This window comes from Rhodococcus sp. ARC_M6 (genome assembly GCF_022810305.1).
GTDB lineage: Bacteria > Actinomycetota > Actinomycetes > Mycobacteriales > Mycobacteriaceae > Rhodococcus_F.
Map to the genome: position 1 here is coordinate 41770 of NZ_JALGQH010000015.1, position 12974 is coordinate 54743.

Here is a 12974-nt window from a genome sequence, read left to right on the forward strand (position 1 = left end):
ATCTGTCCTACTTCCGTGAGCCGATCTCCTCGAAGACCCGCCGGCACAGGGTGTCCAACTCCTCGGATCGGCTCCCGAGTCCCTCCGAGGCAGATTTCACCACGTCCGAGAAGTTCTCCAGATCCGCGGTTGCCGAGTCCAGTCGGACGCATGCCGTGATCAAGGCTTTGCGGGCAGTCTCCGCATAGGGGTTTCCCGATTGAACGTCCCAATACACCTCGGGTTCGCCGTTCACGATTCGAGCCAGCAAGGCCGAAAGCGTCCGGTGTGGGGGAGTCTCGACGTCGGCGACTTCTTCGGCGCTCACGCCGAGTTCGCCCAGTGCAAGGCCGAATGCCAGGACCGATGCGTGGGTCAAGGCCTGAGTTGCCGCAGCAAGGCGGTCATGACGATTCGGGTCCATCACGGAAACTATTGCTCCCCACGTACGCAGGCTTTCGACAAGATCTGTACCTCGCGGACCGTCGATGTACGGAACGGCGATGATCGGTCGTCCCGCGGGGCCGAGTGAGGGCCGAAACATCGGATTGACCCCGAGGAATTCGCCCGTCCGGCCCGAATTTTCGACGGCAACCGACATTCGAGATTTGACCGACAGCGTGTCGACGATCAGGGCATCGGGGCGAACCGCTCGCACAAGTGTCGGCAAGGATGCGAGTGCGACAGTTTCTGGCACGGCCAGGATGACGATGTCGGCTGAGGTGAGAGCCCGGAGCAGGATGTCGTCCGGACCGGTGACATCGCCGCGCAGAGGGCTGTCCGGGTCCGCCGGATCGAGAATTGTGACAGGCCTTCCGTCTCGGCGCATGAGATCGACAAGCATGGATCCGACCGCTCCGGCGCCTCCGACCACGATCACGTCGTCACACCCAACCGGCGACATCACCACTACCTGCCGAGTTCGTCGGTGTGACTGGCAACGACGTCGAGCGCACGAAGCAAAGTCGACGCCTTGACCGTCGTTTCGTCGAACTCTTCCTCGGCGTCGGACAATGCCGTGATGGCTCCGCCGATACCGAAACTGACACCGGTAGAGGTAGCGACCAACGAGCGGATGACGATCGACAGATCAGCGGCGCCGCCGAGAGCAAAATATCCGATGGATCCGGAATACACTCCGCGAGGACCGGATTCCAGACGGTCGATGATCTCCATGGTCCGCACTTTGGGTGCTCCCGTCATGGATCCGCCAGGAAATGCGGCCCGAACGCAATCGACAGCAGAGGATCCTGCACGCAGCGCGCCCCGCACGGTCGACACCATCTGATGGACCGACGAATACGATTCGATCCCGAATAACCGTGGAACATGCACACTGCCGGGAACGCACACTTTTGCAAGATCATTTCGCGTGAGGTCAACGATCATCAGGTTTTCGGCGCGGTCCTTCTCACTGTCGAGTAGGTCCTGTCGCAGCGCGGCATCCCGTGCTCGGGTGACGCCTCGAGGTCGTGTGCCCTTGATGGGTTTGGACTCGACGTTGCCTTCGGAGTCGACCCGCAGAAACCGTTCCGGGGAGGCAGAGATCACCGCTATTCCGGTGAAATCGAGCAGTGCGCTGTAGGGGGTCGGATTGATGCCGCGCAAGAACTCGAAAGTGCGTCGGGGATCGATCGTCTCGGTGACACTGGCCATGTTCGTCAGGCACACCTCGTACGATTCGCCGACGCGGATCTGTTCGAGTGCATCCTCGATCAGGGCCAGATATCGATTCCGGTCATGACGCAGACGTGCTTGTGTCCAGACGGTTTCACTGATTAGGGGAACCGGGATTCGCTCCCCGGTTGCAGCGCCGATGTCGGCCAGAACATCGATGGTATGCGCGAGCCAGTCGTCTTCGACTGTGCTGTCCCGATCGCCGCTGTTCCAATCTTCCGGCGAGGAGTTCTCGCGTAGACGCAGGACGTGTGTCCTGCCGGCGGTGTGGTCGATGACAACAGCGCGGTCGGCAAAGACGAATGCAGCGTCGGGAGTATCTGCGGAGTGCGCCGAAACGCCACCGGTCTGCGCTTTCAACTCGTATCCGAGATACCCGACATATCCGAGATTGAAGTCGAGTTCCGGATCCGCCGGTATGAACCGGGTCACCAGTTGCCCATCGAGATAGTCGAAGAACGGAACATGAATGTTCTCTTCCGGCAATCCTTTTCGGGCAACTGTGACAACTCCGCTTCCCACGTCGTACGTGATGAACTCTGCCAAGGGCCCGGATGCGTCACCCATGATCGTGAACCGAGCGTCGGGTTCCGACGTCGCGGCTCGATCCAGCCAATAGGCGTTGGGGCCGTCGGCGAACAAGGCGGAATACGCTGCCGAAGGATCCACTGCGAAATCAAGACGAACCTTGTCGACTCGGTAAGACGACGCGGGTCGCAGACTCGATGCGTGCACCGGTGGATCCTGGTGCATGACCGACTCGAGAGTCCGCCCGATCGACAGATTGCGGAAATTGGTCAGCAGTTCGACCCCGAATTCCGTACTTATCGATTCGGGATGGAACTGAACCCCCCACATCGGCTTGGTCCGATGGCGCACGCCCATGATCAAGCCGTCCGACGTCCAGGCGGTGCGAACAAAGGTGTCCGGGAGGTTTTCGACGGTCAGCGAGTGATAACGGACTGCACGAAACGGCGAAGGCAATCCGGCGAAGACCCCGGTGCCGTCGTGGTCGACGAGCGAAATTCTGCCGTGCATGGGCTTAGGTGCGAGGACGACGTCGGCCCCGAACAGTTGGCAGAGCCCTTGATGTCCGAGACAGACACCGAGTAGGGGGAGCGGACCTTCCTCGACGAATCTTCGGCTGACACCGAAGTCACGCCCCCGATCGGGCCGGCCTGGACCTGGCGAGATCACGACGTTGTCGAATGCGGCAAGGTCGAGGGAGTCCCAGTCCGCGTCGTTGGTGATGACGGTGGGTACCACGCCGTTGACCTTGGTGAGAAGTGTGAAGAGATTGTATGTGAACGAGTCGTAATTGTCCACGAGGAGCGTGCGGGAACTCATGACGATGATCCTGATCTCGGGCCGACGGATTCCCGAACAGTCTCCTCCTCGGTAGCTTGGCCGTCGATCACCAGGTCTTCGAGTCGGCAAGTCTCGGCGATCACCAATTCGTACAACGCTTCGAAGAACTCGGGTGACAGGTCATGCCGAAGGGCGAATTGTCGAGCTCGTTCCTGCACTAGATGCACCCGCCCGGGTTGCATCATCGGAACGTTGCTGACCCGCTTCCATTCTCCGATCTGCAGGCAGAGCAGCAGTCGCTCGCGGACCGTCTCGAGCAATGCAGCGTCGATGGCGTCGAGTTCGCGGCGAAACTGTTCGAGATTGTCGATCCGGGCGTGATCCGACTCGGTCGCGGGATTCTGGGTAGGACGGGTCGAGGGCTGGAAGTTGGCCACGGTGCCTCCTGCTGATGCTCGGTCGGAGGCGACGCCGACCGATGCCCGAACCACGCTCAGACACCAGACACCGGTACCCCGACCGGACATCGCCGTTCGAGAAGGTGTTCCACCAATATGACGCCGCGAAACAACGAAAATTCTTCTCCGAGCGGCTTGTAGTTCGCGTTCCGATCAGATATCGACTGCCTGAATCAGCTTGCCATTCAGCAATTTCGGGCCTGTTTACTTTCTCGTGACCCAAGTGGTGATCTGGGCATGTACAACTTCCTTGCCGGCCCGATCGAAAATCGAGATCGGTACGACAAGTTCGGTGCCGGTCATGATGGAATCGAAATCAGGCAGAGCGTCGAGTTGCGCCACTGCGCGGAGACCGGTTTCGGCTTTGGCGAGATATTCGACGTTCATCGACTTCGGAATCCATCGGTGAGTGCCGGGAACCGTTGCTTCGCTGAGCATCCCCATGGCGACTTCCGCGAGGTTGCAGGCTGCGATCGCGTGGAACGTTCCCAAGTGGTTGTGCACACCCCACCACTTCGGCGCCCGAACCTCGCAAAATCCTGGTTCGAGCTTGGTCACGCGGGGGAGTATCGACGCGAAGTACGGGACTCGAACTGACATGGCCAAGGAGAAGAGCGCGTGCCCGACAGCGTTGTCCGGGAGTCGCTGCCAGCCGCGATAGGTAGGGCTTGATGTCGTCATACGAGCACCTTACTTCCGAGTAAGTTCGCTGTCGCGCGCATCACGTAACTCGACTACGTCTGGGGAGTTGAGTAATCCGGCCGGCTACGGCATACTGGTCGGGTTGCCTTGTCTGGGACACGGTCGCTTGCGGCCGATGACAGTCAAGGGTGAGACGTCACGAGCAGTCGGTGAGAAACCTCAGGGAATCTGGCCGATGATCGTGACCAAGTAAGACGAGATGTAAAAGCACGACGGAAGCAGTACCTACTTTGTGTTCGAATTCGAACACGTCCGGTACACATCAAGCGCCAGACGATCGAAAGATTGTTCGGCGCAGGATGAGTGAGAGAGCGACACGCCCGACCGCGTGTACCGGAGAACAATGACAAACGAACAGCGGCAGCGGATCTGGATACGTCCCGATCGCTTAAGTGTTCGTCGTGTCATCGTCCAGGCAAGGACTGTGCAGACGAGGTAGCTCGAGCCTGACCAGGTGGGCTACGAAACGCGGCAAGAAAAGGACACTAAGCGTGGCGGGACAAAAGATCCGCATCAGGCTCAAGGCCTACGACCACGAGGCGATCGACGCGTCAGCGCGCAAGATCGTCGAGACGGTAACCCGTACGGGTGCCCGCGTCGTTGGACCTGTGCCGTTGCCGACCGAGAAGAACGTATATTGCGTCATCCGCTCGCCGCACAAGTACAAGGACTCGCGCGAGCACTTCGAGATGCGTACTCATAAGCGGCTGATCGACATTCTCGACCCGACGCCGAAGACGGTTGACGCGCTTATGCGTATCGACCTTCCGGCCAGTGTCGACGTGAACATTCAGTGACGGCGGAGACAAAAACAATGACTGATACCAAGATCAAGGGAATCCTGGGCACCAAGCTCGGCATGACCCAGGTCTTCGACGAGAACAACCGGGTCGTCCCGGTCACCGTCGTGAAGGCTGGGCCGAACGTCGTAACCCAGATTCGTACCGAAGAGCGTGACGGCTACACCGCTGTGCAGCTCGCGTTCGGCGCAATCGACCCGCGCAGGGTGAACAAGCCGGTTTCCGGTCAGTTCGCCAAGGCTGGTGTGACCCCGCGTCGCCACGTCGTCGAGCTCCGCATCGCGGATGCCTCCGGCTACGAGGTCGGCCAGGAGCTCACCGCCGAGGTTTTCGAGGACGGCGCATTTGTCGACGTCACCGGAACCAGCAAGGGCAAGGGCTACGCCGGCGTCATGAAGCGTCACGGCTTCAAAGGACAGGGTGCATCGCACGGTACCCAGGCTGTTCACCGCCGCCCAGGCTCCATCGGTGCCTGTGCAACCCCCGGTCGTGTCTTCAAGGGCACGCGGATGGCTGGACGCATGGGTAACGACCGCATCACGACGCAGAACCTCTCGGTCCACAAGGTGGACGTCGAGAACGGTCTGCTGCTGATCAAGGGTGCGATCCCGGGCCGCAAGGGTGGCCTCGTGATCGTCAAGAGCGCAGTGAAGGGTGGTGCACGGGCATGACCAGCACCGAGACCAAGTTGACCCTGGACGTCAAGGTTGCCGGCGGCAAGACCAACGGCACCGTTGATCTCCCCGCTGCGATGTTCGACGCGCCGGCCAACATCGCGCTTCTTCACCAGGTTGTTGTCGCGCAGCTTGCAGCTGCACGTCAGGGAACCCACTCCACCAAGTCCCGCGGTGAAGTCCGCGGTGGTGGCAAGAAGCCGTACCGCCAGAAGGGCACCGGCCGCGCACGCCAGGGCTCGACTCGCGCTCCTCAGTTCGTCGGTGGCGGTGTCGTTCACGGCCCGAAGCCGCGTGACTACAGCCAGCGCACCCCCAAGAAGATGATTGCCGCCGCTCTGCGCGGGGCTCTCTCTGACCGCGCACGCAACGAGCGCATCCACGTGATCACCGAACTGGTTGCAGGGCAGACGCCTTCGACCAAGGGCGCTCAGGCGTTCCTCGGCGAGATCTCGGATCGTAAGAAGCTGCTGCTCGTCGTGGGTCGCCAGGACATTGCAGCATGGAAGAGCGTGCAGAACCTGGAAGGCGTGCATCCCATTGCACCCGACCAGCTCAACACCTACGACGTGCTCAATGCGGATGACGTCGTGTTCAGCGTCGAGGCGCTCAACGCGTTCATCCACGGGCCCGCCGAGACCGCCCAGGAAGACAACAAGGAGGAGGCCAAGTGACGACCATCGCTGACCCCCGCGACATCCTGCTGGCACCGGTCATCTCCGAGAAGTCCTACGGACTTATCGAGGAAGGCACCTACACCTTCCTGGTGCACCCGGACTCGAACAAGACGCAGATCAAGATTGCCGTCGAAAAGGTCTTCGGTGTCACTGTGACCAGCGTCAACACCGCCAACCGTCAGGGCAAGCGCAAGCGGACGAAGTTCGGTTACGGAAAGCGCAAGAACACCAAGCGCGCTCTCGTGACCCTCGCCGCCGACAGCAAGCCCATCGAGATCTTCGGAGGACCGGTCGCGTAAGCGCCGGGACTTGACGAGACATAGAGGACGAGAAGACTCATGGCAATCCGTAAGTACAAGCCGACAACACCGGGCCGTCGTGGCTCGAGCGTTTCGGACTTCGCCGAGATCACTCGGTCGACCCCCGAGAAGTCGCTGGTTCGCCCGCTGCACGGTCGTGGTGGACGTAACGCACACGGTCGTATCACCACCCGGCACAAGGGCGGCGGACACAAGCGTGCCTACCGACTGATCGATTTCCGTCGCAACGACAAGGACGGAATCCCGGCCAAGGTCGCTCACATCGAGTACGACCCCAACCGCACAGCAAACATCGCACTCCTGCATTACGCAGACGGTGAGAAGCGCTACATCATCGCCCCTAAGGGCCTGGTGCAGGGTTCACCGATCGAGTCCGGTGCAGGCGCCGACATCAAGCCGGGCAACAACCTGCCGCTGCGCAACATCCCGACAGGTACCACCATCCACGGTGTGGAACTGCGTCCCGGCGGCGGTGCCAAGATGGCCCGTTCCGCAGGTGCCAGCATCCAGCTGCTGGGCAAGGAAGGCGCCTACGCCACGCTGCGTATGCCTTCCGGTGAAATCCGTCGCGTCGACGTGCGCTGCCGCGCATCCGTCGGCGAGGTCGGCAATGCCGAGCAGTCGAACATCAACTGGGGCAAGGCCGGCCGTATGCGTTGGAAGGGCAAGCGCCCGACCGTTCGTGGTGTCGTGATGAACCCGGTCGACCACCCGCATGGTGGCGGCGAGGGCAAGACCTCAGGTGGACGCCACCCGGTCAGCCCGTGGGGTAAGCCGGAAGGCCGTACCCGCAAGAACAAGGCAAGCGACAAGATGATCGTCCGTCGCCGCCGCACCGGCAAGAACAAGCGCTAGGAGGGAGTGAAGGATGCCACGCAGCCTTAAGAAGGGCCCGTTCGTCGATGACCACCTCCTCGCGAAGGTGGATGTACAGAACGAAAAGGGAACCAAGCAGGTCATCAAGACCTGGTCCCGTCGTTCGACAATCATCCCGGACTTCATCGGCCACACGTTTGCGGTTCATGACGGCCGTAAGCACGTCCCCGTGTTCGTTTCCGACTCCATGGTCGGACACAAGCTCGGAGAGTTTGCACCGACCCGTACGTTCAAGGGTCACATCAAGGATGATCGGAAGGCGAAGAGGCGATGAGCAACACCGAAACCGCCAACCCGACTGCCAAGGCAGTAGCACGCCACGTGCGCGCTACACCGATGAAGGCACGTCGCGTTGTGGACCTGGTCCGCGGGCGCTCGGTTGAAGACGCCCTGAACATCCTCAAGTTCGCGCCGCAGGCAGCGAGCGAGCCGGTCGCCAAGGTGATCGCCTCCGCAGCAGCCAACGCCCAGAACAACCTCGGTCTCGACCCGAGCACGCTTGTCGTTGCTACGGCGTTCGTGGACGAGGGCGCGACCCTCAAGCGGTTCCAGCCGCGTGCACAGGGACGTGCGTTCCGTATTCGCAAGCGCACCAGTCACATCACCGTGATCGTGGAGAGCCTGCCGACGTCCGGAACATCGACCCGTAATCGCCGGAAGGGAAGTGCTCAGTAGTGGGCCAGAAAATCAACCCGCACGGCTTCCGCCTCGGCATCACTACCGACTGGAAGTCTCGCTGGTACGCAGATAAGCAGTACGCGGAATACGTCAAGGAAGACGTTGCAATCCGCAAGCTCCTCGCCACCGGCATGGAGCGCGCGGGTATTGCAAAGGTCGAGATCGAGCGCACCCGTGATCGTGTTCGCGTGGACATCCACACGGCACGTCCCGGAATCGTCATCGGCCGCCGCGGCGCCGAAGCCGATCGCATTCGTTCCGAGCTCGAAAAGATGACCGGCAAGCAGGTTCAGCTGAACATCCTCGAGGTCAAGAACGCAGACGCCGAAGCACAGCTCGTCGCACAGGGTGTGGCCGAGCAGCTCTCGAACCGCGTTGCTTTCCGTCGTGCAATGCGCAAGGCCATTCAGTCGGCCATGCGTCAGCCGAGCGTCAAGGGAATCCGCGTTCAGTGCTCCGGTCGTCTCGGCGGCGCCGAGATGTCCCGGTCGGAGTTCTACCGCGAAGGCCGTGTGCCGCTGCACACGCTTCGTGCGGACATCGACTACGGCCTGTACGAGGCCAAGACGACCTTCGGTCGCATTGGCGTCAAGGTCTGGATCTACAAGGGCGACATCGTCGGTGGCAAGCGTGAGCTCGCTGCCAACACGGCCGCACCGGCCGGGGATCGCCCGCGCCGTGAGCGTCCGAGCCGTCCCCGTCGTTCCGGTGCCACCGGCACCACTGCGACGAGCACCGAGGCCGGTCGCGCAGCGACCGCAACCGCCGATGCTCCCGCAACTGAACAGAATCAGGAGGGCTGACGCATGTTGATCCCAAGGCGGGTCAAGCACCGCAAGCAGCACCACCCGAGCCGTTCGGGTGCCGCCAAGGGCGGTACCCAGGTCACCTTCGGCGAGTGGGGTATCCAGGCTCTCGAGCCCGCATACATCACCAACCGACAGATCGAGTCCGCTCGTATCGCGATGACCCGGCACATCAAGCGTGGCGGCAAGATCTGGATCAATATCTTCCCGGATCGCCCCCTCACGAAGAAGCCGGCCGAAACCCGCATGGGTTCCGGTAAGGGTTCGCCCGAGTGGTGGATTGCCAACGTCAAGCCCGGACGCGTTCTGTTCGAGATGACATACCCCAACGAGGAGATTGCACGTGAGGCACTGCGCCGCGCGATGCACAAGCTCCCGTGCAAGTGCCGGATCGTGACCAGAGAGGAGCAGTTCTGATGGCTACTGGAACCCCAGCAGCAGAGCTCCGCGAGCTCAGTGAAGACGAGCTGGTCACCCGGCTCCGTGAGTCGAAGGAAGAGCTTTTCAACCTTCGTTTCCAGATGGCTACCGGCCAGATGGACAACAACCGACGACTGCGCACCGTTCGTCACGAGATTGCGCGCGTCTACACCGTCCTGCGTGAGCGTGAGCTCGGACTCGCTACGGGTCCGGATGCAGGTGACGCGGCATGAGTGAGGAAAAAGCAGTGAGCACAGAAGAGCGCGCGAGCCGTAAGGTCCGTGTCGGATACGTAGTTTCCGACAAGATGGAAAAGACGATCGTGGTCGAGCTCGAAGACCGCGTCAAGCACAAGCTGTACGGCAAGATCATCCGCCGTACGACCAAGGTGAAGGCGCATGACGAGAACGGCGTTGCCGGCGTCGGCGACCGCGTTCAGCTGATGGAAACCCGTCCGCTGTCTGCGACGAAGCACTGGCGTCTGGTCGAGGTCCTCGAAAAGGCCAAGTAAGCCTGATCGTTGCTCTCGAGCTGATCGAGAACCACCGAATGGCCCGCTTCCCCTTTGGGGGAGTGGGCCATTCGGCTTCGATGGGACCTCCCGGTGTTACCTGCCAGGTTTGCGTTTACCCACGTTGATTTGGTAATCGGGGGAGTGTTCCCTACAATAGAACGGTTGCCTGTGGCAGAGGTGTGTCTTCACGTGCGCAGCTCGACCGGTGCTTGCAGTGATCGTCCTGCCGATGAACTTCGGTGGGACTGCAGCTCAGACACGACGCAGGTAGCAACAATGACCGCGCGCACCGGGTCGGTAATCCGTTGCGTACGAAATTCCAGGTCTAGGGAGATCAAGTGATTCAGCAGGAGTCGCGAGTTCGCGTCGCTGATAACACGGGTGCCAAGGAAATCCTTTGCATCCGCGTTCTCGGCGGTTCGTCACGTCGCTACGCCGGGATCGGCGACGTTATCGTCGCCACCGTCAAAGACGCCATCCCGGGCGGAAATATCAAGAAGGGTGAGGTCGTCAAGGCCGTCATCGTTCGCACCACGAAGGAGCGCCGTCGTCCGGACGGTTCCTACATCAAGTTCGACGAGAACGCTGCAGTGCTCATCAAGGCTGACAGCGATCCCCGTGGAACTCGTATCTTCGGACCCGTCGGCCGTGAGCTGCGCGAGAAGAAGTTCATGAAGATCGTTTCGCTCGCCCCGGAGGTGCTGTAATGAAGGTGCACAAGGGTGACACAGTTCTGGTCATCGCCGGCAAGGACAAGGGCGCAAAGGGCAAGGTCATTCAGGCCTACCCCGCGACCAGCAAGGTCCTCGTCGAAGGCGTAAACCGCATCAAGAAGCACACCGCGGTTTCCGCGAACGAGCGCGGAGCATCCTCCGGCGGCATCGTTACGCAGGAAGCCCCGATCCACGTTTCCAACGTTGCAGTCGTCGACTCGGACGGAAACCCCACTCGCGTGGGCTACCGCACCGATGAAGAGTCCGGCAAGCGCGTTCGGGTTTCCCGGAAGAACGGGAAGGACATCTGACATGACCTCCACCGAAAACAAGGCCCTGCCGCGCCTCAAGGCACGCTACCGGGCTGAGATCAAGGACGCGCTTAACAGCGAGTTCCAGTACGCCAACGTCATGCAGATCCCCGGTGTCGTCAAGGTTGTCGTCAACATGGGCGTCGGCGACGCTGCCCGTGACGCCAAGCTGATCAACGGCGCTGTCCACGACCTGTCGCTGATCACGGGCCAGAAGCCTGAGATCCGTAAGGCTCGTAAGTCCATCGCGCAGTTCAAGCTCCGCGAAGGCATGCCGATCGGCGCTCGCGTCACCCTCCGTGGCGACCGCATGTGGGAGTTCCTGGACCGCCTCGTGTCTGCGGCACTGCCCCGTATCCGCGACTTCCGCGGCCTGTCGGGCAACCAGTTCGACGGCAACGGCAACTACACGTTCGGCCTCAACGAGCAGTCGATGTTCCACGAGATCGACGTGGACAAGATCGATCGCCCCCGTGGCATGGACATCACCGTAGTGACCACCGCAACCAACAACGAGGAAGGCCGTGCACTGCTCAAGCACCTCGGCTTCCCGTTCAAGGAGAACTGAGCGCATGGCTAAGAAGGCATTGGTCAACAAGGCCAACAAGAAGCCGAAGTTCGCGGTTCGCGCTTACACTCGCTGCCAGCGCTGCGGTCGCCCGCACGCTGTGTTCCGCAAGTTCGGCCTGTGCCGTATCTGCTTGCGCGAGATGGCGCACGCAGGCGAGCTGCCCGGAGTTCGCAAGAGCTCCTGGTGATCTGAGACCTTCGGGTTTCATTACGTCACGCTTTTGAATGGGCGTGGGTTCCTTTGGAACCCACGCCCATTCGACATTTCTATGCATTCCGAAGGTGTTGTCGAGCTCCCGGGTGGCCGTCGGATCACTACGTCGAATCACTGCACTGTGGCCCCGGTTTGGATAGAACAGCATTGTTCCGTACACTAGAGCGGTTGCCGTGGCTGTCGCATGCTTGCGATCAGCTCGGTGCGGTAACTTACGTCGTCCGACAGAAGTTGGGCGGCCCAGCCGAATTGCTGGAGGCCCACGGCCGGATTCGTCCGGTGTTGTATGGGAACCACAGCGAGAAAGGTGTCGAGGTCGAGATATGACCATGACTGACCCCATCGCAGACTTTTTGACGCGTCTGCGCAACGCCAATACGGCGTACCACGATGAGGTGAAGCTTCCCCACTCGAAGATCAAGGCGAACATTGCCGAGATCCTCAAGCGCGAGGGCTACATCTCCGACTTCCGTACCGAAGACGCAACTGTGGGCAAGACCCTCATTGTCGATCTGAAGTACGGCCCGAGCCGTGAGCGCAGCCTTGCCGGCGTGCGACGCGTCTCCAAGCCCGGTCTCCGGGTTTACGCGAAGTCCACCAACCTGCCCAAGGTTCTGGGCGGCCTAGGCGTGGCGATCATTTCCACGTCCACCGGCCTGCTCACCGATCGCCAGGCGGCCAATCAAGGAGTAGGCGGGGAAGTCCTCGCCTACGTCTGGTAAGGGAGGCCACCACAATGTCGCGTATTGGAAAGATTCCGGTCAACGTCCCCGCGGGCGTCGACGTTACGATCGCCGGCCAGGACGTCACAGTCAAGGGGCCCAAGGGCACCCTGGCACTGACTATCGCCGAGCCCATCGAGATCGCCAAGGCTGAGGACGGCTCCCTGAGCGTCACTCGCCCCGACGACGAGCGTCGCAGCCGTGCGCTGCACGGTCTGTCGCGGACCCTTGTTGCGAACATCATCACTGGTGTTACCGAGGGTTACACCAAGAAGATGGAGATCCACGGTGTCGGTTACCGTGTGGCACTGAAGGGCAAGGACCTCGAGTTCGCGCTCGGCTACAGCCACCCGGTCCCGATCGAGGCTCCCGAAGGCATCACCTTCGTCGTCGAGTCGCCCACCCGGTTCTCGGTGTCCGGCATCGACAAGCAGAAGGTCGGGCAGATCTCGGCCAACATCCGTCGTCTCCGTCGTCCGGACCCGTACAAGGGTAAGGGCGTGCGTTACGAGGGTGAGCAGATCCGCCGCAAGGTCGGAAAGACGGGTAAGTGAT

21 protein-coding genes are annotated in these 12974 nt (G+C 61.3%); 17 read left to right on the forward strand and 4 right to left on the reverse strand.

What is annotated here, in order from left to right:
- Positions 1-7 precede the first annotated feature (7 nt).
- From MTX36_RS16625 to MTX36_RS16640, 4 genes are all read right to left on the reverse strand, one after another.
- A complete protein-coding gene (locus MTX36_RS16625) occupies positions 8-883 on the reverse strand; it encodes a prephenate dehydrogenase (protein ID WP_243620840.1) in 876 nt (291 codons plus the stop codon).
- Positions 884-888: 5 nt separating this feature from the next.
- On the reverse strand, positions 889-3003 hold the full coding sequence (pabB, locus tag MTX36_RS16630; RefSeq protein WP_243620841.1) for an aminodeoxychorismate synthase component I: 2115 nt from the start codon (positions 3001-3003) through the stop codon (positions 889-891).
- Positions 3000-3401: a chorismate mutase family protein gene (locus MTX36_RS16635; RefSeq protein ID WP_243620842.1), complete on the reverse strand. Its 402-nt coding sequence runs from the start codon at positions 3399-3401 to the stop codon at positions 3000-3002. Before MTX36_RS16635 ends, pabB begins: the two co-directional genes overlap by 4 nt.
- Before the next feature lie 225 nt (positions 3402-3626).
- The gene (locus MTX36_RS16640; protein WP_243620843.1) at positions 3627-4103 is read right to left on the reverse strand and encodes a hotdog fold domain-containing protein; all 477 of its coding nucleotides are present in this window, start codon (positions 4101-4103) and stop codon (positions 3627-3629) included.
- Between the two features lie 512 nt (positions 4104-4615).
- On the opposite strand from MTX36_RS16640, the gene rpsJ reads away from it, so the two are divergent.
- The 17 genes from rpsJ to rplF all read left to right on the forward strand — a co-directional run bounded on the left by rpsJ (position 4616) and on the right by rplF (position 12973).
- The gene (gene rpsJ / locus MTX36_RS16645; RefSeq protein ID WP_003938093.1) at positions 4616-4921 is read left to right on the forward strand and encodes a 30S ribosomal protein S10; all 306 of its coding nucleotides are present in this window, start codon (positions 4616-4618) and stop codon (positions 4919-4921) included.
- 17 nt (positions 4922-4938) lie between these two features.
- Positions 4939-5595 carry a 50S ribosomal protein L3 gene (gene rplC, locus MTX36_RS16650; protein ID WP_243620844.1) on the forward strand — a complete coding sequence of 219 codons (657 nt, stop codon included), beginning with the start codon at positions 4939-4941 and terminating at the stop codon, positions 5593-5595.
- Positions 5592-6272 (forward strand): 50S ribosomal protein L4, encoded by a 681-nt coding sequence (gene rplD, locus MTX36_RS16655; protein ID WP_094271907.1) that lies wholly within the window; start codon positions 5592-5594, stop codon positions 6270-6272. Before rplC ends, rplD begins: the two co-directional genes overlap by 4 nt.
- On the forward strand, positions 6269-6574 hold the full coding sequence (gene rplW, locus MTX36_RS16660) for a 50S ribosomal protein L23 (RefSeq protein WP_033231379.1): 306 nt from the start codon (positions 6269-6271) through the stop codon (positions 6572-6574). Before rplD ends, rplW begins: the two co-directional genes overlap by 4 nt.
- Before the next feature lie 39 nt (positions 6575-6613).
- The gene (gene rplB, locus MTX36_RS16665; protein WP_094271908.1) at positions 6614-7450 is read left to right on the forward strand and encodes a 50S ribosomal protein L2; all 837 of its coding nucleotides are present in this window, start codon (positions 6614-6616) and stop codon (positions 7448-7450) included.
- A 13-nt stretch (positions 7451-7463) separates the two neighbouring features.
- Positions 7464-7745, forward strand: a complete 282-nt coding sequence (gene rpsS / locus MTX36_RS16670; RefSeq protein ID WP_003940820.1) for a 30S ribosomal protein S19 — start codon at positions 7464-7466, stop codon at positions 7743-7745.
- The gene (gene rplV, locus MTX36_RS16675; RefSeq protein ID WP_243620845.1) at positions 7742-8146 is read left to right on the forward strand and encodes a 50S ribosomal protein L22; all 405 of its coding nucleotides are present in this window, start codon (positions 7742-7744) and stop codon (positions 8144-8146) included. Before rpsS ends, rplV begins: the two co-directional genes overlap by 4 nt.
- Positions 8146-8952: a 30S ribosomal protein S3 gene (gene rpsC / locus MTX36_RS16680; RefSeq protein WP_243620846.1), complete on the forward strand. Its 807-nt coding sequence runs from the start codon at positions 8146-8148 to the stop codon at positions 8950-8952. Before rplV ends, rpsC begins: the two co-directional genes overlap by 1 nt.
- 3 nt (positions 8953-8955) lie before the next feature.
- A complete protein-coding gene (rplP, locus tag MTX36_RS16685) occupies positions 8956-9372 on the forward strand; it encodes a 50S ribosomal protein L16 (protein WP_243620847.1) in 417 nt (138 codons plus the stop codon).
- Positions 9372-9608 (forward strand): 50S ribosomal protein L29, encoded by a 237-nt coding sequence (gene rpmC, locus MTX36_RS16690; RefSeq protein ID WP_243620848.1) that lies wholly within the window; start codon positions 9372-9374, stop codon positions 9606-9608. The genes rplP and rpmC overlap by 1 nt, the downstream gene beginning before the upstream one ends.
- Positions 9605-9886 carry a 30S ribosomal protein S17 gene (gene rpsQ / locus MTX36_RS16695; protein WP_003941020.1) on the forward strand — a complete coding sequence of 94 codons (282 nt, stop codon included), beginning with the start codon at positions 9605-9607 and terminating at the stop codon, positions 9884-9886. The genes rpmC and rpsQ overlap by 4 nt, the downstream gene beginning before the upstream one ends.
- A gap of 341 nt (positions 9887-10227) precedes the next feature.
- A complete protein-coding gene (gene rplN, locus MTX36_RS16700) occupies positions 10228-10596 on the forward strand; it encodes a 50S ribosomal protein L14 (protein ID WP_003940951.1) in 369 nt (122 codons plus the stop codon).
- On the forward strand, positions 10596-10913 hold the full coding sequence (rplX, locus tag MTX36_RS16705; protein ID WP_094271914.1) for a 50S ribosomal protein L24: 318 nt from the start codon (positions 10596-10598) through the stop codon (positions 10911-10913). Before rplN ends, rplX begins: the two co-directional genes overlap by 1 nt.
- A gap of 1 nt (position 10914) precedes the next feature.
- Positions 10915-11481, forward strand: a complete 567-nt coding sequence (rplE, locus tag MTX36_RS16710; RefSeq protein ID WP_094271915.1) for a 50S ribosomal protein L5 — start codon at positions 10915-10917, stop codon at positions 11479-11481.
- Between the two features lie 4 nt (positions 11482-11485).
- Positions 11486-11671: a type Z 30S ribosomal protein S14 gene (locus tag MTX36_RS16715; RefSeq protein ID WP_033231372.1), complete on the forward strand. Its 186-nt coding sequence runs from the start codon at positions 11486-11488 to the stop codon at positions 11669-11671.
- Positions 11672-12020: 349 nt separating this feature from the next.
- Positions 12021-12419, forward strand: coding sequence for a 30S ribosomal protein S8 (gene rpsH, locus MTX36_RS16720; RefSeq protein WP_094271916.1), 399 nt, complete (start codon positions 12021-12023; stop codon positions 12417-12419).
- A 14-nt stretch (positions 12420-12433) separates the two neighbouring features.
- Complete coding sequence (rplF, locus tag MTX36_RS16725; RefSeq protein ID WP_094271917.1) at positions 12434-12973, forward strand: 50S ribosomal protein L6; 540 nt, start codon at positions 12434-12436, stop codon at positions 12971-12973.
- The last annotated feature ends 1 nt before the right edge of the window (position 12974 follow it).